The sequence below is a fragment of the Rhizobium sp. 21-4511-3d genome (genome assembly GCF_053522545.1).
On record NZ_JBNWCF010000006.1, the window covers coordinates 328,553 to 352,566 of the forward strand.

The window sequence follows — 24,014 nt, forward strand, 5'->3', positions numbered from 1 at the left end:
CAAGGACATAACAGGCGCACCGCCATCAGTGAACGGTGCTATTTTCGGTACCGCCGCCGCCGCCCTGCAGCCCCTCGCCGCTCCAGTCGATCAGCCGGTCGAGCCGCGCGATCTTGTGGAAAACCTGGAAGACGTCGAAGGTCTGGCCGAGCTGGATGTTCTCGGCCAGCAATTCGCAGAGGTCGAAGATCTCCTGCGGCGTCTCCGCCATCTCGACGCCATCGTCGGTGAAGATGCCGGAACGCGGCCAGGCCCGCTCCTGCTTTGCGTCGCGCTTGGTGCCGATGAAGGGAATGGTGTCGACGATATTGGAGGCGAGCTGGAAGGAGAGTTCGGTCATATAGGCCTGGCGCGACGTCATCGAGCGTGCCGCGTCCAGGATCGAGGTTCGGGGTTTCGGCAGGCTCATCGGCGCCTCTCAGAGATAGTTGACGAGGCTCAGCTGCTGCAGCTTGGAGACCAGCGTATAGGCGGTCTCCAGCTGCGTCTGCAGCTGATTGACGAGGGTCGAGGCCTCATAGACATCGACGCCCTGCAGATCGACGAGATTGCCCTGGTAGAGCGTCGAGCGTGCATCGAGCGCATCATTGGCCTTTTCCAGCCGCTCCTGCGACAGGCCGAGCTGGCTCTGCTGGGTGACGATGCCGCTGGTCGCCTGCGAGGCGTAGCTGATCGCCTTGGAGGCCACCGCGCTCTTGGCGTCGGCGCCGAGATCCTGGCCGAACAGCGAGGAAATGACGACCGAGGCGAGCGCCAGGTAGCGCATTCCCTCCGAATTGGCGCTGGTCGAAGACGAGATCGTCTCGTTCTCGCTGATGCGGCTCGTCATGCTGTTGCTTGACGCCGACGACCAGCCGTTCGCCGGATCGGTCCAGGCGCTTTCGGAGAACATCGGCTCGATCGTGCCGGTGATGAAGCTGGTGATCTCGTCGCCGGAGAGCTCGTTGACCGGCTTGCCGAGGCTCGTGGCATAGTCGCTGAGCGCTGAACTGATCGCCGCCGTCACCGTTGCCGACTGATCGGTCAGAGGCGTCTCGTCGATATTCGTCCCGGCGAAGACGAACTCGCCGTTGACGGAGGTATTGGCCGTCGAGATCAGCTGCGACAGCGTATCGTTGGCCGCCTGCAGGGCGACCGCGACGCTGGTGGAATCTTGCCCGGCCTGCAGCGCCGTCAGGTTCGAGACCAGCGTATCGCCGGCATCCTTGAGGCTGGAGAGCGCCGTCTGCGACGCGTCCATGCGCAGCCCGACGATCGAGTTGCTCGCCGTCAGCGCATCGGTGAGGCTGATGGCATTGGTCAGGTTGACGGACTTGGCAGCGCCCGACCCGAGCGACACGCCGATATCGCTGTAGACGCCAGTTGCCGCTTCCGTCGAGGCCTGCAGCAGTTTGGTCTGCGACTGGCTGATCGTCAGCCGGAGCGTGCTTTGCATGGCGGATGATGAGACGAAGGATGCTTTCATGGTGATCAGCTCGCAATGTCGAGCAGCGACTGAAGCATCTCGTCGATGACGTTCAGGATCTTGGTCGCCGCCTTGTAGGATTGTTCGATGTCGAGGAGCAGTGTCAGCTCTTCGTCCAGATTGACGCCCGTCTCGTTCGAATAGGCCTCGTCCGAGCGCGACAGCGCTGCCGCAGTATTCTCCGAAGCGGTCGTCGCGCCGCTGCGATATTCTTCCAGCCAGCCGATCGAGGCGCTGGCATAATCCATCAGGCTCTGGCTGGTGGAGAGCCCGGCGTCGGAGGAGAAATCACGCTTCGCCGACAGCGCCTGATAGAGGTTATCGAGATTGTCGGTGAAGCCTGCGTCGTCTGAGCTATTGAGGTCGGTGATGCCGCTGATATTGCCGTCGCGCAGCTTCATCGCATCGCCGCCCTGGCTGGTGATGACGGCTGTGTTGATCGAGATCGTCGCGGCGATCCCGGTCGTATCGTCGCTTGCCGCTGGCGTGCCGCCCGCTGCGCCCGATGACGTCGTCCAGGTGAAAAGCCCCGGCGCACTCGATGTGCCGTCGCTTTCCGAGAAAATCTGCACCAGCGACTTGGCGATCTCGTCGAGCTGCGCCTGGAAGGTCGGCGCCACCTCGTCACGCAGCTGCAGCAGGGCCTGCAGGCTGCCATTGGCGTCGGTGGTCGAGCCCTCGCCCGCCGTCAGCGCCACGCCGTCGATATAGACGGCATTGCCCTCGGTTCCCGCCACATAGGTGGAGGTCGGCGAAAAGGTGACGCTGCGCGGGATCGTCTCGAACAGCACCGTGCCGTCGGACGTATAGAGCGCCATGTCGTTATTGCTGCGGGTCACCGAGGTGACGCCGACGATCGAGGAGATCTGCTTCAGCAGCTTCTCGCGCTCATCGAGCGCCGAAGACGTATCGGCGCCAGTGGCGGTCGCGGCCTTGACCGCATTGTTGGCGGTCTCGAACTGCGACAGCAGGCTGTTCAGCGTATCGACCTGCGAGGCGATCTCGGCATCCGCATCGGCGCGGACGGACTGCACGCCGTCGCTTGCCGTGTTCAGCGAGTTCGCCAGATCCTGCGCCGCCGTCACGGCCGACTGCGCCGTGATCGAGCTGCTCGGCGACGTGGCAAAGGTCTGCATCGCCTGCTGGAAGGCGCTGAGATAGGTGCTCGGCGACGTCTCGTAGTCGTTGCCGCCGACCAGCGACTTCAGACTTTCCAGCCCGCTGAGCAGCGTCTGCTGGGCGCTGTCCTTCGAGTTCGACTGCAGATATTGCGTCAGCAGCGCATCTTCCTGCGCCCGGCTGATGGTGACCACCTGGGCTCCGGCAAGCGAAGTGGTGACCGATGCCTGGCGGCGCACATAGTCGGAATTGCCGACATTGGCGATGTTGGTCGAGACGATGCTGCTCTGCTTCGCCGTGGTGTTGAAGATGCTCTGGACGCTGTTCAGCGCGGAGGAAAGGGTCATGAGCCTCCCCCCCTTAGCGTTTCAGGTTGACCAGGACGTCCATGATGTCGGAGCCCGTCTGGAAGACCTTGGAGTTTGCGGTGTAGCTGCGCTGTGCCTCGATCATCTCGGTCAGCTCACCGGCGAGATCGACATTCGAGCTCTCCAGCGCGCCGGACTGGATCGAGCCCAGACCGTTCGACTGCGGGAAACCGGTGACGGTGACGCCGGACATGCCGTTCGCCGAATAGACGTTGCCGCTGAGGAGCGTCAGGTTGTCGGGGCTGGCGACGGTCGCGAGCGGGATCTGGTAGAGCGCCTTGCTGGTGCCGTTGGCATAGGAGACCGAGACGACGCCGGCGGTGCTGATCGAGACCGAGCTGACGGCGCTTGCCGCCTGACCATCGGCCGAGCCGGTCGCAGAGAAATCCGACGACAGCTGGGTGAAGCCGGAATAGTCCATGGTGATCGTCTTGCCGGTGGTGGGATCGACGATGTCAGTGTCGGTTGCCGAAGTGAGCTTGCCATCGGCATCGAAGCTCAGCGTCGCGGTGCTGACGGCGTCCGACGAATAAGGGAAGGACGTCGTGCTGCCGGTCGCCGCATCGCCGTTGCGATAGACAGCCACTTCCCAGGTGCTGCCGGTGACGGCGCCGTTGGCGTCGGTCGTCACACCCGTTTTGGTGAAGTAGTAGTCGTACTGGACCGTGGCGCCGAGGCTGTCATAGGCGACCAGCGACATCTTCTTGGTATCGTCGGTCACCGAGGCGGAATTGGCGCTCGGCAACGTTGTCGTATCGCTGACCACTTCGGCAGCGGAATTCAGGTTGCCGCTGAAAGAGGCACTGGTCGAGGCGATGGCGCTGAGGCCCGACTGCGAGACATTGACCGGAACGAGACCATCGAAACCGTTGACGACGACGGCGGGCGCGCCGGAGTCGTAGGAGTATCCCATCAGCGTGAAACCGGCGCTGTTGACCAGATTGCCGCTGCTGTCGACCGAGAAGTCGCCGGAGCGCGTCAGAACCGGCGTGCCGTCGGGGCTCTCGACGATGAAGAAGCCGTCGCCTGAAATCGCCAGATCATAGGCCGAGGTCGTGTAGGAAATATCGCCCTGTTGCGAGATCGCCTGGCGCACCGAGGTCTGCACGCCGCCGGAATTGTAATTGCCCGACGAGGACGGCAGGACCAGCGAGGAGAAGGAGGTCGATACCGACTTGTAGCCGACGGTATTGGCATTGGCGATATTGTCGGACACCGTGCTCAGGCGGTTTGCCTGTGCGTTCATGCCGGAAACTGCGGTTTTCATGCTGCCGAAGATGCTCATGATCTGATCCCTGTTCTTGGATTTTCTGGACATGCCCCGGACAAGAAGGCATTCAGCGCCTGAAAAGCGCGCACGAAGGCTCACGGGCAGCCGGGCACCGGCAACCGCAAAGAGGCTGATCGTGTTGGAATGCCGCCTGATGGCGAAGGTCGCAGCGGATCATCCGCGCGTTTGGAGACCGCCCCTGCGGGACGGCAGCGCATTCAAGGTCTCGAAATCGAGATGTGGGGTCTCGCTCTCCGCGGCGGTTGCATTTTCGCCGGGAGACGGTTTATTGGACACAACGGCGCTTTCTGCTTCGAACGGCAGACGGCGCGGGAAAGCGTCACATCGGTTTGGTGCTGCGAACGGCTGTCATATGCGCTCCTCAGGGGGCAAGTTAGTCGAACAACGCATTACAGAACTAATCAGTTCTCTAATTCTGATTCGGTCAGAGGGCAACTGAATTTTCTGCGCCGGGCGCCGATCTTCAGTTTTGCCGGCCCCGCCCGGCGCTTCGCCAATGGGACTTGCGTGCATCGATGACGGCCGGCGGGAATGAGGACGAGGCACCGCGCAAGCGCGGCAGGCCCAAGGTTTCGAGCGACGACGACAAGCGCGCCAATATCGTCGAGAACGCCCGCCGCATCTTTGTCAGGAACGGCTATGCGGCCAGCACCACGGCAGTCGTCGCCACCGAAGCCGGCGTTTCCAAGCAGACGCTGTACAAGCTGTTCGAAAGCAAGGAAGAGCTGTTTGCCGCCGTCGTCGGCGCCCACCGGCGCATGATGCTCGACCTGCCGCGCGAAGCCGAAGCGATCAGTATCGCTCAGTCGCTCGAGCAGATCTTCATGATCGATATCGACGAGGAGACCGACGCCGACCGCGCTGGTCTGCTGCAGCTCGTCTTTCGCGAAGCGCCGCAATTCCCCGAACTGATCGAGATCCTGCACCGCGAAGGCGTTCTCGCCTCCCGCCGCGAGCTCTCGGCATGGCTGGACGAGCGCCGCGCCGAAGGGCGCATCCGTCTCGAGGATAGCGCAAGCGGCGCACGCATGCTGATGGACATGATCTTCGGCGGCATGGGTCCACCGGAAGGCCGCGCCCAGGCATGGCAGGGCCGCGAGGAGCGTCTGGCGCATCTACGCCGCTGCATCGCCATCTTCTGCGCCGGCGTCGACGCCAGGTAGCATCCAGGCATATCAGCGCCATGGCGTTGACATAAAATACAGAACCGTCTAGTTCTTTAATTAAGAACCGGCGCGGGATGACTCGCGTTGTCCGCGCCATGACAGGCGCCGATCTCCACACATCCAAAGCACCCCGCCGTGGCCGCCCTCCGCTGGCCGCGAACGCCGATCCGCGCTTGCGCCAAGGAGCAGCCCATGGTCTCCACCTATGTCAGCTATCTCGCCATCGCCGGCAACCTGACCACGAGCCTCAGAAACGTCGCCTCGCAGGGCGCGGTGGCGCGCGATACCGACTATTACAAGGAGCACATCGCCAAGGTCACCACGGTCGATGAGTTCATGGACGACTACAAGCTCTATTCCTATGCGATGAAGGCTTACGGTCTGGAGGACATGACCTATGCCAAGGCCTTCATGAAGAAGGTCCTGGAGAGCGATCTCAGCGATTCCTCAAGCTTCGCCAACAGCCTGAGCGATAGCCGATATGCCGAATTCGCCGCCGCCTTCAAATTCTCCGGCGAGACCGCCACCGCCCAATCCAGCACCCAGCGGGATACGCTGCTCGACGCCTACGAGGCCTCCTTCGGCGCCGAGACCGACGCGATCAGCGAGGAGACCGACTACTTCCAGGAGAAGATCGGCTCGATCACCTCGGTCGACGATCTCCTGTCGAACACCAGGCTCACCAACTTCACGCTCAAGGCTTTCGGCCTCAGCACCGAATATACCTCCACCAGCTTTCTGAGGAACGTGCTGACCAGCGACCCTGATGACCCCGACAGCTTCGTCAACCAGCTCGGCGACGACGTCTATCTCAACCTGGCGAAGGCCTTCAATTTCGACAGCGACGGCTCGGTCGATGGCGAGGCGCAATCCGAGGATCAGACGGCACTGGTCTCCAGCGCCTATGCCGTCGGCAGCTCGACCTTCGCATCGTCAGAGACCGGCGACGCCTATTCCACCTATTTCGCTTCGGTGATCGGCAGCATCACCTCGGTCAGCCAGCTGATGAGCGACGACAAGCTGGTGAGCTACCTGCGCACCGCCTATGGCCTTGCCGATTCCGACAACGACAACTTCATCTCCGCGTCGCTGAAGAGCGCCTCGGTTGCGACCGCGATCGGCCTCTCGGCGCTGCACGATGCCTTCAATTTCGATGAGAGCGGCAATCTCGCCGATGGCGTCAGCGCCCAGACCGCCGACCAGACCGCTTCGACGACCTCGGCCTTCACCTCCGGCTATCAATCCGTGATCGCCGCTGCCAGCAGCGACGACGCGATCGAGAATTACAAGACCCGCATCGCCAGCGTCACCTCGATCGACGACTTCCTGAAGACCAATGCCAGCGATGACGACGAGGACAATGACGGGCTTCCCGAGCTCTCGGCCATCGCGCTGACAGCCTTCGGCATCGATCCCTCGACCGTCTCCAAGGCCGAGTTGCGGAAGATCCTGGAAAGCGATCCGACCGACGACAAGAGCTATGTCAACCGCCTGCACGACGACCGCTTCGAGGCATTCCGCGACGCCTTCAATTTCGACAGCGAGGGCGACGTCACGGTTCCCCTGCAGGCGATGTCCTCCTCGGTGATCGACGACTTCGCCGCCTATTACAAACAGGACGCCATCCGCTATCTCACCGGCACCGAACAGACGGATGCCTCCGATGCCGCCGACACGGAGATCAGCTATTTTCGCGAGCAGATGGCGACCATCAAGACATCGAGCGAATTCCTTGCCGACGACCGCCTCGTCTCCTTCGCGCTGAAGGCCAAGGGGCTTGACCCCGACGAGGTCAGCGACGACGAGCTCAAGAAGATGTTTGCGTCGGACCTCGACGACGAGAACAGCTACGTCAACGGCCTCGACGATTACCGCTACGCCGAACTCGTCGGCGCCTTCAATTTCGACAGCGACGGCAATCTGTCGGACGACCCGACGGGAACCGTCCAGCAACGCGGCGACGTCCTCGAGACCGTCGACTTCTATCTGCAACAGACGCTGGAATCCGATCAGGGTGACAGCAATACCGGCGTCCGCCTTGCCCTCTATTTCGAGCGCAAGGCGCCCGATATTTCCAGTGCCTACGATATCCTCGGCGACAGCGCCCTCTTCGAGTTCTTCACCACGAGCTTCAATCTCTCGAGCTACGTTTCCAACATGGATGTCGATAAACAGGCCGAGATGGTCGAGAATTTCATCGACCTGAAGGACCTTTCCGACCCCGACAAGGTCCAGGACCTGATCAAGCGCTTCACCGCCATGTACGACGTCGCCAACGGCACCAACACTTCGTCACCCGCGCTGTCCATATTGACCGGTTCGGCGTCGATCAGCGCCGATACGCTGCTCGCAATGGCGCAGCTGAAGACGGGATAGCCGAAGGCTTCAGTCGCTGAAGATATCGTTGAATTCCGAGTGGCCGCGATTGCCCTGATCGGGGGAGCGCCAGCCGAGCCGGTGGGAAATGTCGTTCGCGACCTGCGCAAGCTCCGGTCCGAGAAAGGCGATACGATCGGACGTCATGCGCAGTTCGATCGCCGAGGCGGAAATCGCGCCGATGACCTCTCCCGAGCGGCCGCGAATGGGAGCGGCGACGCAGCAGACGCCATTTTCGAGCTCCTGCAGGTCGGTCGCGTAGCCGCGCTTGCGTACGTTTTCGAGCTCGTGCAGTACCTGGTCGGTCGTTGTCAGCGTATGTTCCGTGTAGCGGACAAGCGCGCCATCGCCGAGGAGATCGCGGACCCGCTCTTCCCAGAGCCATGCGAGCATCACCTTGCCGGCCGCCGTGCAATAGAGCGGCTGGCGGGAACCGATCCGCATCACCGTTCTCGCGGTGCCGCGTCCCTCATATTGGTCGACATAGATGACCTCCTTGCCTTCCAGAATGCAGAGGCTGACGGTATCGCCGATCTCGTGGACCAGTCTCTGGACGATCGGGCCTGCGACCTGATCGATACGCATGTGCTTGGAGAAGGCGAGCCCGACCTCGAAGGCGCCAAGGCCGATCTTGAAGGTGCCGTTTTCCTGCGCGACGAAGCCGCGCTCCGAAAGCGTCGCCAGCAGGCGCGACACTGTGCTCGGCGAAAGATCAAGCTCGCGCGACAGTTCCGAGAGGCTGAGGCCGGGCGCCTTGGCCAGAATCTGCAGCACGGAAAGCCCGCGGTCCAGCGTGCGGGTGACCGGCAGGACCTCACGGGTGGGCTTGCGTCCGGGACGGTTGGAAGCTTCCTTCATATCAATCAAACGGCCGCCTGGAGTGTCCGTAACTGTTCGCACCAGCGTTCTATTTCGCCGGCTATTACCTTTTCACTTCCGGTGTAGAAAAATTCAACCCCTGCAATCTTCCTCGTCTTCACCAGGGACGATGCCGTGGCCGTGCGGCGCACGCGGGCCAGGAAGTCGTCGATGTCCTTGTTGGCGAGCTTTTCCTTCGAGCCGTACCAGGCAAGGATCGGGCATGTGATGCGCGCCAGCGCCGGCGGAACGCTCTGATAGCCGTAGAGCGACTCGTGGATACGGTCCAGATCCATGTAAGATTCGGCACTGATCGTCGCGACCTGGCGGTCGCCGCGCGTACCCCAGGGCAGCAGTTCCTTTTCCCGCCCTTCCGCGATCATCTTCGCTGCCACGGGATGCAGGTCCTGGCGCATCTTTTCGCGAAACAGCGAACCAGACGAGGCGATGATCAAGCCCGCCAGCCGCGGATCGCGGCGCTCGGCCTGATAGTAAACGACCTTCGCTCCGCCAAGACCATGCCCGGCGAGCACGACGCGGCCCGGATCCTTCGTCGCGAAGTCGATCCATGCGGCGATGTCGAGCGGGGATTCGCTGAACAGCTCCCAGGCGCTGCCGCCGAGATAGGCGCCCTTGTCGGTGCGGAACCAGGTGCCGAAATCGTGGCTGCGGAGGTTCGCCGTGATGAAACGGAAGCCGCGTGCGGCGAGTTGCCTGCCGATATTGACATATTCGGCTTCCGAGAACTTCTGGTGCAGGCCGTGAAACCAGATGACCGTTTCGGCGGGCGTCGGCTGCCCCAAAGACTGCAGCATCAGGCCCTCAAGCGTGAGGCCGTCCTCCGTCTTCACGTAAACGATCTTTTCCGTTGTATCGTTTTGCAACCAAAGTTCCCTTATCTGGCAGGCCATCCCAATCGAAAGTCTTTTTGTCCGGATCCGGCAAGCCGTTCCGAATCAAGAGATTATAGCGGGACGCCCGGCGAAGACCGCATAGGCCTCGGGCGCCCCGCCACAATTGCGTCAGGCGACCCGGTACTTTTCGAGCGCAGCCTCGTTCGGATCGCTCGCCATGCCGGGTACGTCAGGAATGGTGACCGTGCCGTCTTCGTTCAGATCCGGAGAGTATTTGTAGACCTGACCGGCCATCGGGTTCAGTTCCTTGGCGCCGAATTCGAGCATGTGGCCGTTCGGGATGGCGCCGAGCAGCTGGATATGCGCCTGCTGGTCACCATGCGGGCAGATGTTGAGGCCATGGGCCTGCGCCATGCCGGCGACCTTCATGAACTCGGTAACACCGCCCATGTAGCGGGCATCCGGCTGCAGGAAGGCGATCGCCTGGGTGGCGATCAGGTCGCGGAAGCCATGCTTGGTATATTCGTTTTCGCCGGTCGCGAGCGGGATGGAGGTGGCGCGCGAAAGCTTGATGAAGCCTTCGTAGTCGTCCGGCTGAACGGCTTCCTCGAACCAGTAGATGTCATATTCCTCGACGCGCTTGGCGAGACGGATCGCGTCCGAATAGGAATAGGCGCAGTTGGCGTCGATCATCAGCTTGATATCGGGACCGAGCACTTCGCGAACGGCCTTGATGCGCTCGACATCCTCGGCGATCTCGACGGCACCGATCTTCATCTTGACGGCGCGGGCGTTGTTCTTGACGTGGCCCTCCATCTCGGCCTGCAGATCGCGGGTGCCCTTGCCCTTGCTGTAGTAACCGCCAGCAACATAGGTCGGGATACGGTTGCGGTAACCGCCGAGCAGACGCCAGATCGGCAGGCCTGCAAGCTTGCCCTTGATGTCCCAGAGCGCCATGTCGATCGACGACAACGCCTTGGTTTCCTGGCCGCGGCGGCCGTAGAGTTTGGGAATCCAGAATTCCTTCCAGACGGCTTCGGTCATCGTCGGGTCCTTGCCGATCATCTTGGCGAGGAACTGCTTGCGCATGGCGTTCTCGCCGACATTGTCGCGGCCGATGCCGTAACCGGTGACGCCGATATCGGTTTCGATCTTGGTGATCGCGATATTGACGTTGACATAGGTGTGCAGGCCGTTGGTGATCGGCTGGACGCGCGGCCAGGAATAGCAGGCGACAGTCGCGTTGGTGATCTTGATCTCGCCACGCGCGGACTGGATCAGGTCATTGGCTTTTTGCGTTTCCGTAACGGCAGAATTGCTCATTATTTGCTCCATCTGAATTGCATGCTGGACTGGCTTGGGCAGCCGAGTGGGCTGCGAAGCCGGTCGGGAAATTGTAAGCGGCGTCCGGCCCTCAGGCCGGGACGCAGAGGCAGTCTTCGGTCGGCAGCAGGGCGTAGGCCGTGTCCGCTGCGGGCTCATGTTCCGAAAGCACGCGCAGGTGCCCGAAAGGCGTGTCGCCGATCACCTCGTACTGGCCGCCGTGATAGAGAACCGTGCGCGGCGCAAAGCCGATCACCGAACCTGCCCGCACACCGGCATCCTTGCTCGTCGAGAGGATGACCTTCTGCGGCCGCACGGCGATGCTCGCCTGCATGCCGACCGTCAGCTCTGCGTGGGAACGCGCGGTGATCGCCGTTCCGTCGGGCGTGGTAACGGTGGCGACCGCGGCTTCGTCCCGGCCCGAAAGGCCCGAGAGCTTGCCGCCGATGATGTTGGAACCGCCGACGAAATCGGCGACATAGACCGTTGCCGGCCGGCTGTAGATCTCGGTGGCGCTGCCCTTCTGCTCAATGCCGCCGTTGTTGAGCAGCACGACCTGATCGCTGAGCGACAGTGCCTCGACCTGGTCATGGGTGACGAGAATGGTCGTCAGCTTGAAGGACTGGTGGATGTCCTTGAGCCAAGACCGCGCCCGCTCGCGCAGCTGCGCATCGAGGTTAGACAGCGGCTCGTCGAGCAGCAGAAGGCGGGGCTGATAGACCAGCGCGCGGGCGATCGCCACGCGCTGCTGCTGGCCGCCGGACAGCTGATAGGGATAGCGATCGGCCAGATGCGCGAGCTCGAGGCGTTCGAGCATTTCACGCGAGCGCTTCTCGCGCTCGGCCTTGGCGATGCCCCTGAGCTTCAGCGAGAAACCCACGTTCTGCAGCACCGTCATATGCGGCCAGAGTGCATAATTCTGGAAGACGAAACCGATATTGCGGCGCTCGATCGGCACGTTGATCAGCTTCGACTTGGAGAAGACTTCGTCGGAGTAGATGCGGATATCGCCGCTCGTCGGCTGGTCGAGACCGCCGATCATGTTGAGCAACGTCGTCTTGCCGCAGCCGCTCGGGCCGAGCAGAGAGGTGAACGAGCCGTCGGCGATGTCGAGGTCGAGCCCCTTGAGGATTTCGAGCGCGCCGTAGCTTTTTCGAATGCCTTGCAGTTTTACAGCCACGCTCATATCAGGCCTCTCTTTTCTTGTAGTGGATGAGGATCGCGATCGGCAGCGTCAGAGCCAACGTGATTGCCGAAAGTGCGGCGACCGGCCCGTAATTGCCCATCACGTTGAGCTGCAGCATCGTCGTGCCGATGACGGCGGTGTTCGGTCCGAACAGGAAGGATGCGGCGGCGTATTCCTTGAAGAACTGCACGAAATAGAGCAGGAAGCAGGAAAACAGCGCCGGACGCAGCAGCGGGAAGGTGACGGCGATATAGGAGCGCCATTCCGAACCGCCGGAGACACGCACGGCCTTTTCGAGATCGGTCGAGATCTGCTGGAAGGGCGGCGAGACCGATGCGAAGCCCGTCGGGAAATAGCGGATCACATAGGCGATCACCAGGATCAGCAGGCTGCCGCGCAGGAAGCCGCTGCCAGGAATGATGACGGTAGCATAGAAGATGCCGATACCGACGACGAGACCGGGGATCGCCTTCGGAATGAAGGCCGTCTGCTCGGTGAACGAACGCAACAGGTTCGGCGAGCGGTAGGCGACGATGGTGCTGATGAAGGTGATCAGCACGGCAAGCGCGCCGCCGCCGATGGCGATGATCAGCGTGTTGTAGATGCTGTTGATATAGTCCTGATAGCCGAAGACCAGCCGGAAATTGTCGAGCGTCAGCACCTCGCTGATCGGCATGTAGGGCGACAGGAACGAGGTGAAGGATCTGAGGATCAGGAACATGCAAGGCAGGATCGCCGTCAGCATGCAGTAGACGAACATCACCGCGGCAATGACCCATCCCCACATGCCCATCGGGATCAGCGTCTGGCGCCCGGCCTTGCCGCCGATCGTGTTGTACTTGCGGGTATCGCCGAGGATGAATTTCTGCGCGTAGACGAAGAACTGCACCAGAAGCAGCATGACGATGGCGGCGGCGCTGACGAGGCCGTAATCCACCCGGGCGGACGTCAGGCCCTTGTCGTAGAGATAGGTGGAGAGCACCTCGATGCGGGCGGGCACGCCGAGAACCAGCGGCACGGCGAGCAGGTCGAGCTTCAGGACGAAGTTGAGCATCAGGCAGTAAAGCAGCGACGGCATCAGCAGCGGCACGACGACGCTGCGGATCGCCTGGAGGGGCGTTGCGCCAGCAGCGCGGGCGGCGAGCTCCAGCGTGTTCGGGATGTTCATCATCGCCGAGGAGAAATAGATGTAGCTGATCGGCGCAGCCGATACGCCGGCGAGCAGAGTGATGCCACCGAGCGAATTCAGGTTCGGCAATCCAAGACCAATCGCATCCTGCAGCGCCAGCGCGATGAAGCCGGTCGGGCTGTACATCATCGACCATGCGAAGGCGAGGATCAGCGACGAGAGGAACATCGGCGACAGGAAGAGGAGCCGGAGCGTGCGCTGGAACGGCAGGGCGAACCTGTCGAGGAAGAGCGCGGCGAGGAAACCGATCGAGGTCGAGAACAACGTGCCCAGCACCGCGATGTAGAGCGTGTTCAGCATGGCATCGGCAAATTCGGGGTCGCCGAACAGATCGGTGAAATTCTTGAGGGTGTAGTTCGCGCCCTGTTCATAAAGCGCCTTGTCCAGGAAGCCCTGGTAGATGATCGGGATCATCGGCGAGACCAAGAGCACGAACAGCAGGGCTGCCCAGATGATCTTTATGATCAGCGATCGCTCGTTCAGTATTCTTCGCAGGAGACGCGAACCGCCGCCAAGGGCCGGGCCGGCTGCCGCATCGTGTTCAGTGGCTAAGGTCACTTCCTCATTCCTTCAAACAGGAGGCCGGGAGGAGCCGGCCTCCATATTGGAGATGCAGTCGGCGCTTTGCCGAGTTACTTCTTCTTGATCCCGAAAGCGGCGTTGACCTTTTCGAGATATTCCGGCGGTGCGGTGATGAGGTTCTTGTCGAGCGAGGTCTGGACGATGTTCTGCTCGCCGACTTCCTTGACGATCTTGTCATAGGTGAAGTCGTAGACGCCTGCCGGGATGTCGATGCCGGAGCGGTAGGGGATCAGACCGCCGGCGCTGACGGCTTCCTGGCCCTTCTTGGAGATGATGAAGTCAACCAGCAGCTTGGCGGCGTTCGGATGCTTCGTCGTCTTGGCGATCGAGTAGTAGCGGGTCGACATCACCAGACCGTCCTTCGGAAGGGCAAAGCCGATGATGCTGGCGCGCGCCGGATCGCGCAGGAACGGCACGAGCTGGACGGCCGACAGGTCCCAGCCGGCGACATATTCACCCGTCAGGATCTTTTCGAAGACCGGGCCGCCCGAACGCTGCAGATCGGCAACCGGGCCGAGGATCGAGAAGTTGGCAAGCGCCTTGTCGAGGCCGACATGGTGCAGGTAGTGCGTTTCCTGCGATTCCTTCGCCGAGGAGCCGAAGGGCTCGATCGTTGCCAGGCGCTTGGTGAACTTGCCCGGATTGGCCTGGACCAGCTTGGCCAGATCGCTGATCGACGTCGGATATTCGGATTCCTTCAGGACGCGCTTGTTATAAACGATGACCGAGGGATCGACCGAGATCGTGTAGACGCCGGGTACCGGCTTCGACCAGTCCGGAACCTTCGAGGCTTCCGGCGACTCGTAGGGTACGACATTGCCCTTGGCGATGAAATCGGCCCATGCGGCGCCCGATGCGGCGAGAATGATATCGGCCTCGCTCGAACCTGCGGCCTGTTCGGCATAGTAGCGCTCGAACACTTCGGTGCCGCTGAGATCCAGCGTCTGCACCTTGATCCACGGATATTCCTTGGCGAAGGCTTCGAGGATCGGCTTCCAGTTCGGCTGCCCGACATTCGACTGCACGAGCAGCGAACCTTCGGCCTTCGAAGCCTCGACGATCTGATTGTAGGAGCTCGGATAGTAGTCCGGCAGGGTCTGCGCCTGCGCGGCCGTCAGGCCGATCGCGACCGAAGCCGCCGAAACTGAAATTCCGAACAGAATATTTCTGAGTAGCACTGTCTCACCTCCCGATGAATGAACCTCCGGACCCACTGCCGTGGATCCATCTCCCTGAGAAAGGCTGATGAACTTGCGCAGGAACGCCAGAAGGCAGCGCCCATGCTCCAGTCCTCAGAGCCTGACGGGATAAAGCTCCTGGCGTTCTAATTTGTCAATAAACAAAATAATTTGTCACTAGATGACAAATTATACTAAAACGATCGAAGCCAATGATGCCATTGGCTTTTTTGTGAGCGGCAAAGACGGAAATTTTTATGTGCAGCGGGTCATCAGGCCTTGCGCCCGATCGCCGCAGCCCGGACCGGCGGCAACGCACCACCGCATTTTCACGCCGGAACGAACGCAAAAAGCTCCCCGGCGGGCTGGCCGGAGAGCTTCTGAGGGAACGTCGATGTGAGGGATCGGAGAGGCGCGGGCCTACTCTGGAAGAGTGTCCGGTGCCAGCGAGCGGAAGAAGCTTTTGACACGCTTGGAGCGGCGAACGAGCTTCGCAACCTCGGACGGCACCAGAGCGAAAAGACGTTTCAGTTCCGGCTCCCTGACGGCATCCGCCGCTTCCGCCGGAACGAACCAGCGGCACGTCCGCTGGCCCTTTTCAGGGAAGCGTTCTTCGATCCGGGAGACCAGTATCAGATGCACCTTGACCCGGGCCTGAACGACGGCGCCATCCTCCAGGACTTTGCCGTAGCGGTAGGAGCCGAGCGCCCTTTTCCAGACGCGTCCCCTGACCCCGGCCTCCTCCCAGGCCTCTTCCTTTGCAACCTCGAAGGACATCTTCTTCGCTTTGCCCCACCCTTTCGGGATGACCCAGCGGCCGGTATCGCGGCTGGTGATCAGCAGCACCTGGGGCAGAAACGCGCCGCCGTCGGCGACCACCCGCACGCATATCGCGCCATATTGCAAGGCTTCGCCGCCGGAAGCCGCCGCATGGGGATCGGGCTTCCGGCGGCGGATATGATCGTTGCTTGGTAAGCGGTACATCTCTTGCCCGCCTCTCCTTCAAATCTTGAGATCAGGAGCCCCCGGCGCCTCGCTTGATGTCACAGGCCCGGAACGGAGACGGCAGCGCCGACCTTCAGGACGAACGGCTCATCCCCATCCGGCCAGTCGACCGCGGACGGTACCCCGGCGCCGGCGCAAAGCGCGATGGCCGCAGCCAGGTCCCACAGCTTCAGTCCCTTTTCGTAATAGCCGGACAGAGAGCCGGTGATTGCGAAGTAGAGGGACGCGGAAGCGCAGCGGTAACCGACGGTTTCGAAACCGGCGGCTCTGATCGCGGTGATCTGACGGCGCTCTTCTTCCTCTGACAATCCGGCATTCCAGCCGACGGCCATGGTCGGGATCGGCGGCGGAACGCTGCCCACGCCCTTGAGCCCGGAGACCTGATGGCGTGGCCCGCCGACCAGCTGGAGGCCGAGCAACGGGAGCGAGATTGCACCCAGCACCGGCTCCCGGTCGAGCATCACGCCGATCGAAACGCCCCAGAGCGGCAGGCCATTCAGGAAGTTGGAGGTGCCGTCGATCGGGTCGATGACCCAGGTGACGCCGGAAAGCTCGCCGCCGCCCTCTTCGCCGAGGATCGCATCGTCAGGAAAGGATGCGTGGATCAGTTCCCGGATCGCGCCCTCGATCGCCAGATCGGCGGCGCTGACATACTGCTTTCCTTCTTTTTCGCTGACGGCGAGCATGTGACGGTTCTGATACCAGCCCGTCGCCATGACCGTTGCGTCGGAAATAAGCCTGGAAAGCAATTCCAATCGTTCATTCGCGACCATCGACCTATTCAGCCCCCGAACAGATCAACGCGGTCGGTCATGACGCCGTGGACGCCCTTGTCGAGCAGCGTGCGCGCGGTCTGCGGATCGTTGACCGTCGCGACGGCGACATGCGCGCCGGTTTCCAGCAGGCCGTCGAAGCCCTGCGTGAGAGCGAAGCCGTAGTTGAAGTGGAATGCCGAAATGCCGAGCATCCTCATGTAGGCGGCGGGATCGGACGGGACGACTTCCGCGGCCAGCGCCAGGCATGCCCAAGGTAGCAGACGGTGCATTTCGATCAGGCAGGAGGAGGAGAAGCTGGAAATGACCAGTTTGTCGTTCTCGCGCGGCCAGCGGGCTTCCACCACTTTCGCGACTGCCCGGGCATGCTCGATATCGGAACCCCAGATCGGCTTGATCTCGAGGACGAGGCCGAGGTCGTTTTTCAGAACGCAATCGATCGTCTCCTCGAGCGTCGGAACCTTCTGCGGTCCGAATTCGGGAAAACGCGTATTGGCATCGAAGGCCTGGAGCTCGGCGAGCGTCAGGTTGCAGACATGCCCCTTCCCCGTCGTCGTCCGGTCGATGGTGAAGTCGTGCATCATGACAGGGTGGCCGTCGCGGGTGATCTGCGTGTCGACCTCGATCCACGGAAAGCCGCTATCGGCCGCCAGCTGGTAGGCGACGATGGTGTTTTCGGGAGCGCTGGCGGAGGCACCGCGATGGGCGATCAGCGGGCCTGGCGCCCGTGCGGGAAGGATAAGGGGCATCTTGTTTTTCTTTCGGATAGGACAGGAAGACCCAGCGCTGACGCGCTGGGCCAAATTGCAAATCAGTTTTCGACCACGTTCTTGGCGAAGCCGCCGAGAACTTCGTCGCGCGGCAGAGGCTGGGTCCAGGAGCGCGTGTACTGACGCTGGTCAGCCGGGATCAGACCCTGGCTGAAGTCAGCCTTGGTATTGGTCGGCGATGCACCGTAGAGCTTGGAGAAATCGCTCTGGACCTTGGCGGAGGTCAGCCAGGAGATGAACACCATGGCCGCCGCCTTGTGGCCCGAGTTTGCCGGGATCGCGACGATGTTGCCGCCGCCGTTCATGCCCCACTTCGGCAGGTAGATCTTGATGTGGCTGCCGACTTCGTTCTTCTTGATCAGCGAGAAGAGATTGTCTTCCCAGGCCGGAACGAGCAGGAATTCGCCGCTGTTGATGCGGGTCATGCTGTCGGCATTCGAAGCGGTGATCACGAACTGATCCTTCCGCTTGTTGAACCAGTCCCAGACCGGCTGCATGTCAGGCGTGGCGGAAAGCTTGGTGTCCGGCGTGACACCCAGGACGTTGCGGCCGACATTGTGCAGGAAGGACTGGCCGGCGCCGCCGTTCAGATAGTTGAAGCCGAGCTGGCCCGGGTTCTTTTCCATCCAGGCAGACAGCTCGTCGAGCGTCTGCGGCAGGGTAGCGGCATCGACGCGATTGCTGTCGTAGGCAATGCCGGTCTGGTTGCCCCAATAGGCGATGGAATAGCCCTTGCCGTCGCCGCCATTGATCTTGTCGGTGATATCGCCGGAATCCGGCAGCGTCTTCAGGATCGGGCCGTAAAAGACCTTGGTGACGTCGATGACGTTCGTTGCGTCGCCGCCCATGGCGAGGACATCGATGTCGCCGGTCGCGCGGCCTGCTTCGGCAAGCAGCTTCTTCTGCGCGTCGGCAGCGCTGGAGACTTCAGGAAGATTGACCTTGATGCCATATTCCTTCTCGAAGCTCTTCACGTACTCGCGGTATTCCGGCAGGTTGTACCAGACGTACCAGTTCAGTTCGCCTTCCTGCTTGGCCTGGGTGACGATGTCGTCCCACTTTTTCGAGAGCAGATCGTCGGCATGAGCGGAGCTGAAACCAGCGGCCGCGACAACCGCTGCTAATACTAGCTTGCGAAGCATTTAGTTCTCCTTGGGTTTTAGGGGATCAGCCCTTGCCGGATACGGAAGCCGGATTGGCCGATTGCAGAAGACGTTCCAAAATGAGCATCAGAATTACGTTTGGAACGACGAGGATAAGGGCGACAACCGCGGCATTCGGGCGGATGAAGTTGTAGCCAATGTAGGAATAGAGGATCGTCGGGATCGTCGTGAAATCAGGCGAGCCGACGACGAAGGCGAGCGCGAATTCCTCGATCGACATGATGAAGACGATGAGCAGCGCTGCCATGATCCCCGGCTTCAGCACCGGAAGGTAAGCCACACGGAAGATCGCCAGCCGCGAGGCGCCGAGATCGCGCGCCGCATTCACGACATCGGTGCGAACCTGCGAGAAAGACACGGTCAGGATCCGCACGGCGTAGGGCAGGAAGAGAACCACCTGGCCGAACAGGATCGCCGGATAGCGGGCGAAGAAGCCGAGCGAAAACAGCAGCGCCCCGAAGAAGATGGCGACGACAAAGCCCGGCATGACGAGCGGCAGCAGCATCAGGAGCTGCGCCAGGGCCTTGCCCGGGAAGTCCAGCCTGCCGAAGGCGAAGGCCGTCGGCGCCCCCATCAGCACGGTCAGGATCGCGGCAAGCGGCGCCAGCGAATAGGAGTTGAGGATCGCTGTCGGCAGCGAGGTGGTGTTCCAGATCACCAGCCAGCGCTCGAAGGAGATTTTCGGCGGCAGGAGATCCGGATAGCTCCAGGCCTGCGACGGGTCGACGAGCGACCACAGCAGCGCCATCGCGAAGGGGATGGCGAGCCACAGAACCATGATGACGATGACGGCGGCGATCAGTATCCGTTCGATTGATCTGTAAGACATTCTATTACCTCACCAATCGCTGGATGCCGCGCACGGCGAGCGCCAGGATCGCGGAACCGAAAAGGGATAGCGCCATCAGCGTGACCGCCACGACGGCAGCCGAATTCCAGTCGCCCTGTTCGCCCTGCAAATTGCTCATCAGGGTCGCCAGCGAGTGCTTGCTGGTGGGACCGGCAGCGGCCTGGAAGCTGAAATCGCCGGCCGCACCGATGAAGATCAGGATCAGCGAGGCCTGCATCGCATTCGCCGTCAGCGGCAGCACGATCTTGCGGAAGCGCGCCATCGTCCCGGCGCCGAGATCGCGCGCCGCCAGAAGCACAGGTTCCGGCAGCCCCTGAACGGCGCCTGACAGCAACAGGAAGGCAAAGGGCATCTGCTTCCAGATCTGCAGGAAGATGACGCCGTAGCCGTTGGCGTCGTTCTGCATCCGGATCGGCTTGTCCCAAAGACCGGTACGCACCATCAACTCGTTGATGACGCCGTGATAGGCGATCACGTTGATGAACAGGAAGGCCGCGACGAGGCCCGGCACCAGCAGCGGCGCCTTGATCAGCGCGCTCAACAACAGCGAGCCCCTGAACGGCTTGCGCAGCAAGAGCGCCAGCGGATAGGCGAGCGCGACGGCCAGCAGCGACGACGTGGTGGCGATATAGGTCGAATATTGAAGCGCGCGCCAATAGCGCGGCGCGGCGAGCATCGTTTGCCAGTACGAAAGCGACAGCGCGCTTTCGCCCGCGAAATTCATCAGCCCGAAGGACTGCATGACGGCGAGATAGAAGACCGATCCCATCAGGGCGATGACCAGGCCGAGGCCCGGCGCCAGCAACAGCAATATCGTCAGCGCGCGACGCATCACCGGCCCCCATCGGTGACGGAGATGACATTCTCCGGTGCGACGCTGAACTGAAGGTCGGCGCCGGCGGCGACATCGAGGTTGCCCGCGACCTGAAGGCGGACCGTCTCGTTGCCCGCAGCCAGAAAGACATCCGAATAGGCGCCTTGGAACGCAACCGCGGCGACCTTTCCGACGAGACTGTTGACCGCGCCGGCACCCAGCGACACCGCTTCCGGCCGCCAGACCAGCGTCACGTCGCCGTCAGCGCCATCGGCGGTGCGCAGCGGCCCGAAGGCGGTGTGAAGCACCCCACCTTTCGCCTTGCCCGCGTGGATGTTCGCCGCACCGATGAAATCGGCGGCAAAGCGGGTCTTCGGCCGGAAATAGATATCCTTGGGCGAACCTTCCTGCTCGACGACGCCGTTGTTCAGAAGCAGGATCCGGTCGGACATCGCCAGCGCTTCCGCCTGATCGTGCGTGACGTAGAGCGCGGTAAAGCCCACCTGCTTCTGCAGCGCCCGGATCTCGTTGCGGACCTGATCGCGCAGTTTCGCATCGAGATTGGACAGCGGCTCGTCGAACAGCACGAGGCCGGGTTTGACGGCAAGCGCGCGGGCAAGTGCGACGCGCTGCTGCTGCCCGCCCGAAAGCGCATTCGGCAGCTTCTGCGCATGAAGCTGAAGGCCGAGCTGTGCCAGCAGATTTTCCACCCGCGCGGCCGTTTCATTCTTCCTCACGCCCTTTTGGCGCGGGCCGAATGCGATATTGTCTGCAACGTTCAGATGCGGAAACAGCGCGTATGATTGAAAGCACATCGCTGAGTCGCGATTTTCTGGCGGAATCGCCAGCAGATCGCTGCCATCGACATGCAGCGACCCCTTTGTCGGCTTGAGGAAGCCCGCGACGATGTTGAGAAGTGTTGTCTTACCGCAGCCCGACGGGCCGAGAAGCGTGATGAACTCGCCACGGCTTGCGGTGAAGCTCACGCCGTTCAGTGCGGAAAAGCCGCCGAAGTGCATTCCAATGTCCTGCGCCACGAGATATGTCACGAGCCAGCCTTTTAGTTTACGGTGCGAATTTAGTAAGTTTCCTCTAGAAACTAATTGTAACAGTTTAATGACGAACGCAAGCCGGAATCGAGAATGTCCGAGATAATCACAGCCAATGGTTCACTCCTGAGCCTCGACCTTTCCGCGACGGATCGCGAAATCTTCATGGCGATCCGCAACCAGTCTGGCCTCTCGCGGGTGGAGATTTCAAAGGTGCTGTCGCTGTCCAAGGGCGCGGTCAGCAAGGCGCTCGCCAAGCTGCAGGAGGCCGGGCTGGTCGATGAAGAGCGCGAGAAGCCGGGCCCGCGCCACAGCGGCCAGCCGATGATCCGCATCAGGATGCGGCCGGACGCGATGCGCTTCATCGGTCTCAACCTGTCGACCCGCGGCGCTTACGTGGCGGTCTCGAATCTGGCGTCAGAGGCAGTCTGGAACTCGCCCTGCTACCCGCTCGAGCAATCGCGCGACGGCATTGTCGCGCAGGCGGTCGAGCTCATCAGGGAGGCCAAGCGCAATGCCGGCGGGACCGACATCGGCATGTTCGTTCCGGCCATCTTTTCGGCTTCGGAGGACATTCTCGAGGTCACGCCGAAGCAGGCCAGCATCCCCTATCACGAGATCCGGCAGGAACTGGTGGCGCAATTCCCGCAGTCATCCGTCGTCGTCTCGTCTCGGGCCGACATCATGCAATCGGCGCTCAGGCCGGAAATGTTCGGCAAGGTGCTGTTCCTCGTGTCCTTCTCCGATGGCGTCGGCGGCCATATTTTCGATCGCAACCGGGTGATCCGCGGCGGATACAACCAGGCCGGAAATATCGGCGGCATGGTGCCGGAAACCGGCCCGCGCCCGAGCGTGACCGACCTCGCTGACATGCTGGGATGCGACCCCCTGGAACTGGATCACGGCCGCCTGGAAGAGCTGTTCGACGCGGGCCACAAGCCGCTGATGGACTGGATCGAAAGCCGCGGCGCAACGCTCTCCGAACCTCTGAGCGCCGTCGTCCAACTGCTCAATCCGCAGACGATCGTCCTCGGCGGCAATTTCCCCAACCCGGTCCTATCGGCCCTGCGCCAGCATATCGATCTCTCGGTCTACGACGTTCCCACCCGCATGCCGCTCTCGAAACCGGATATCGTGATCTCCGATGTTCTCGGCGAAGCGAGCCGGGCGACCGCATCGGCGATCCTGCCTCTGGCGAAATATCTGTCCTATCTCGACTGAAGAGGTGAGGGAGCCGCATCACTTGTCCGGCGGCGCGCCGATATCGCCACTTTGCGGACCGTGCGGATATTCGGGGCTGTGAGAATGCGTCGCCTTCTCGGTGATTTCCGGGCCGACATAGCCTTCCGGGCCGTAGAAGGCGACATGCAGGCCCCAATAGGCCGAGCCGTAGAGCACGAAGGCGGCGAGGATGCCGGCAGGAATGCTGCGGAACGTCTGCTTGAAGGCCGGCAGGAAATGCGTCTCGCGGCTGCGGTCGGCGGCAACGGCCAGCAGGATCGCCATGATCAGTCCGTGGCCGATCAGATCGACGCGGCCGAAGGGCCATACCGCGGATGTGAAGATGACGAATAGCGCGATCGCCGAAAGCCGGCGGATCAGCGGCGTCCAGACCAGACCGAGACCAAGCGTGAATTCCGTGACACCGGCCATCGGGATGAAGACATCGCGCGGCAGGCCGAATGTCAGGAACGGTTTCTCGACGACCAGCGGATAGAACCAGCTCGGATAGGCGAATTTCTCCAGGCTCGACCACATCAGCGCGATCGCCAGCCCCCAGCGAAGCGCTTCGAGGCGATGCGCGCGCCAGTTCTCGCGCTTCGACGGCTCCAGGATCAGATAGACGGCGACGCCGAGGCCGAGCGCCAGATAGTCGAAAAGGTGGAAGAGGTCGTAGTCGCGCAACGCCAGGATCCAGAGGGCGATGATCCCGATACCGGCGACCGGCATCGTCCGGCGCGAAAAGATCATGCCGGCGATCACCAGCTGAAGCCAGGACACCCATTCCGCCGGCGTCTTCAGATCGGGCGTCAGATAGACGCCACCGACCGCGAAGATCGCCACGAAAAACGCCCCGACGATCGCCCGGATATAATCATCCAGCCTGCGCCAGAGCGGCGCCGCGGCCCAGTCGAGCATATCAAGCGCCCGGTCGCCATAGGCACTGCGCTCGACCGCCCGCGCCAGCCCGAAAAACACCAGCACGAGGCCGATCCCGACCCAGAACCACGTATTGGCAAGCGTCGACATCACCGGCTCGGGCGGCGCTCCGACGATATAGGGCGCGAACCATTTCACATGCGCCTGCGCCGGAACCGACGCAAAGACCAGCAAACCGGCAGCACCGGCCGCCGGCAGCATTCGACTGCGCAAAAGAAGAAATCCTGCAAACATCTTCAACCCCCCGGACTTGAAATGAAATTGAAAGGCCACGCCCCGCTGAGGGCGGCGAAGCCGAAATGACGGCATGCCAATGAAATTCTAGAATTACGGGAATGCGAGAAAAATACTCGCCTTGGATAATACATTTGCAGGCGGTGTGGAACTGGGGACGACGACCGCTCTGCGAGGACGCAGCCGCGATCCAGCCCGCTGACCCAGCAACCGTAGCTTACACGCCTGTTTACGCGCCGGT

At 61.9% G+C, this 24,014-nt stretch carries 21 protein-coding genes; 3 read left to right on the forward strand and 18 right to left on the reverse strand.

Going from position 1 to position 24,014, the window contains the following annotated elements; genetic code table 11:
* Positions 1–25 precede the first annotated feature (25 nt).
* Genes ACQZ5H_RS16025 through ACQZ5H_RS16040 form a run of 4 tightly spaced genes read right to left on the reverse strand, consistent with a single transcriptional unit; the run spans position 26 to position 4,237 of the window.
* A complete protein-coding gene (locus tag ACQZ5H_RS16025) occupies positions 26–409 on the reverse strand; it encodes a hypothetical protein (RefSeq protein WP_449098332.1) in 384 nt (127 codons plus the stop codon).
* Positions 410–418: 9 nt separating this feature from the next.
* Entirely contained in the window at positions 419–1,465 is a 1,047-nt protein-coding gene (locus tag ACQZ5H_RS16030) for a flagellar hook-associated family protein (protein WP_449098333.1), read from the reverse strand.
* Between the two features lie 5 nt (positions 1,466–1,470).
* Positions 1,471–2,931, reverse strand: coding sequence for a flagellar hook-associated protein FlgK (flgK, locus tag ACQZ5H_RS16035; protein ID WP_449098334.1), 1,461 nt, complete (start codon positions 2,929–2,931; stop codon positions 1,471–1,473).
* A 13-nt stretch (positions 2,932–2,944) separates the two neighbouring features.
* Positions 2,945–4,237 carry a flagellar hook protein FlgE gene (locus tag ACQZ5H_RS16040; protein ID WP_413712267.1) on the reverse strand — a complete coding sequence of 431 codons (1,293 nt, stop codon included), beginning with the start codon at positions 4,235–4,237 and terminating at the stop codon, positions 2,945–2,947.
* A 521-nt stretch (positions 4,238–4,758) separates the two neighbouring features.
* Here ACQZ5H_RS16040 and ACQZ5H_RS16045 point away from each other — a divergent pair.
* Together ACQZ5H_RS16045 and ACQZ5H_RS16050 are read left to right on the forward strand one after the other, a co-directional pair.
* Positions 4,759–5,406: a TetR/AcrR family transcriptional regulator gene (locus tag ACQZ5H_RS16045; protein ID WP_112711343.1), complete on the forward strand. Its 648-nt coding sequence runs from the start codon at positions 4,759–4,761 to the stop codon at positions 5,404–5,406.
* A 195-nt stretch (positions 5,407–5,601) separates the two neighbouring features.
* Positions 5,602–7,785 carry a DUF1217 domain-containing protein gene (locus tag ACQZ5H_RS16050; RefSeq protein ID WP_449098335.1) on the forward strand — a complete coding sequence of 728 codons (2,184 nt, stop codon included), beginning with the start codon at positions 5,602–5,604 and terminating at the stop codon, positions 7,783–7,785.
* 9 nt (positions 7,786–7,794) lie between these two features.
* Here ACQZ5H_RS16050 and ACQZ5H_RS16055 read toward each other — a convergent pair whose 3' ends face one another.
* From ACQZ5H_RS16055 to ACQZ5H_RS16115, 13 genes are all read right to left on the reverse strand, one after another.
* A complete protein-coding gene (locus ACQZ5H_RS16055; RefSeq protein WP_199628389.1) occupies positions 7,795–8,643 on the reverse strand; it encodes an IclR family transcriptional regulator in 849 nt (282 codons plus the stop codon).
* Between the two features lie 5 nt (positions 8,644–8,648).
* Positions 8,649–9,527: an alpha/beta hydrolase gene (locus ACQZ5H_RS16060; RefSeq protein ID WP_449098336.1), complete on the reverse strand. Its 879-nt coding sequence runs from the start codon at positions 9,525–9,527 to the stop codon at positions 8,649–8,651.
* A gap of 138 nt (positions 9,528–9,665) precedes the next feature.
* The gene (locus ACQZ5H_RS16065; protein WP_449098337.1) at positions 9,666–10,820 is read right to left on the reverse strand and encodes a mandelate racemase/muconate lactonizing enzyme family protein; all 1,155 of its coding nucleotides are present in this window, start codon (positions 10,818–10,820) and stop codon (positions 9,666–9,668) included.
* A gap of 91 nt (positions 10,821–10,911) precedes the next feature.
* A complete protein-coding gene (locus tag ACQZ5H_RS16070) occupies positions 10,912–12,006 on the reverse strand; it encodes an ABC transporter ATP-binding protein (RefSeq protein WP_449098338.1) in 1,095 nt (364 codons plus the stop codon).
* A gap of 1 nt (position 12,007) precedes the next feature.
* Complete coding sequence (locus ACQZ5H_RS16075) at positions 12,008–13,753, reverse strand: ABC transporter permease (protein WP_449098339.1); 1,746 nt, start codon at positions 13,751–13,753, stop codon at positions 12,008–12,010.
* A gap of 74 nt (positions 13,754–13,827) precedes the next feature.
* On the reverse strand, positions 13,828–14,955 hold the full coding sequence (locus tag ACQZ5H_RS16080) for an ABC transporter substrate-binding protein (RefSeq protein WP_130281755.1): 1,128 nt from the start codon (positions 14,953–14,955) through the stop codon (positions 13,828–13,830).
* Positions 14,956–15,375: 420 nt separating this feature from the next.
* Positions 15,376–15,939, reverse strand: coding sequence for an NUDIX hydrolase (locus ACQZ5H_RS16085; protein ID WP_449098340.1), 564 nt, complete (start codon positions 15,937–15,939; stop codon positions 15,376–15,378).
* Positions 15,940–15,998: 59 nt separating this feature from the next.
* Positions 15,999–16,733 carry an inositol monophosphatase family protein gene (locus ACQZ5H_RS16090; protein WP_203430497.1) on the reverse strand — a complete coding sequence of 245 codons (735 nt, stop codon included), beginning with the start codon at positions 16,731–16,733 and terminating at the stop codon, positions 15,999–16,001.
* Between the two features lie 8 nt (positions 16,734–16,741).
* Positions 16,742–17,482, reverse strand: coding sequence for a glycerophosphodiester phosphodiesterase (locus ACQZ5H_RS16095; protein ID WP_449098341.1), 741 nt, complete (start codon positions 17,480–17,482; stop codon positions 16,742–16,744).
* A gap of 62 nt (positions 17,483–17,544) precedes the next feature.
* Positions 17,545–18,645, reverse strand: coding sequence for an extracellular solute-binding protein (locus tag ACQZ5H_RS16100; protein ID WP_449098342.1), 1,101 nt, complete (start codon positions 18,643–18,645; stop codon positions 17,545–17,547).
* Positions 18,646–18,670: 25 nt separating this feature from the next.
* On the reverse strand, positions 18,671–19,495 hold the full coding sequence (locus tag ACQZ5H_RS16105) for an ABC transporter permease (RefSeq protein WP_449098343.1): 825 nt from the start codon (positions 19,493–19,495) through the stop codon (positions 18,671–18,673).
* 4 nt (positions 19,496–19,499) lie between these two features.
* On the reverse strand, positions 19,500–20,348 hold the full coding sequence (locus ACQZ5H_RS16110; RefSeq protein ID WP_449098344.1) for an ABC transporter permease: 849 nt from the start codon (positions 20,346–20,348) through the stop codon (positions 19,500–19,502).
* Positions 20,348–21,379: an ABC transporter ATP-binding protein gene (locus ACQZ5H_RS16115; protein WP_449098345.1), complete on the reverse strand. Its 1,032-nt coding sequence runs from the start codon at positions 21,377–21,379 to the stop codon at positions 20,348–20,350. Before ACQZ5H_RS16115 ends, ACQZ5H_RS16110 begins: the two co-directional genes overlap by 1 nt.
* Positions 21,380–21,472: 93 nt before the next feature.
* Here ACQZ5H_RS16115 and ACQZ5H_RS16120 point away from each other — a divergent pair, with 93 nt between their 5' ends.
* Positions 21,473–22,600: an ROK family transcriptional regulator gene (locus tag ACQZ5H_RS16120; protein ID WP_449098346.1), complete on the forward strand. Its 1,128-nt coding sequence runs from the start codon at positions 21,473–21,475 to the stop codon at positions 22,598–22,600.
* Positions 22,601–22,618: 18 nt separating this feature from the next.
* On the opposite strand, the gene ACQZ5H_RS16125 is transcribed toward ACQZ5H_RS16120, so the two are convergent.
* On the reverse strand, positions 22,619–23,752 hold the full coding sequence (locus tag ACQZ5H_RS16125) for a hypothetical protein (RefSeq protein WP_449098347.1): 1,134 nt from the start codon (positions 23,750–23,752) through the stop codon (positions 22,619–22,621).
* Positions 23,753–24,014 lie beyond the last annotated feature (262 nt).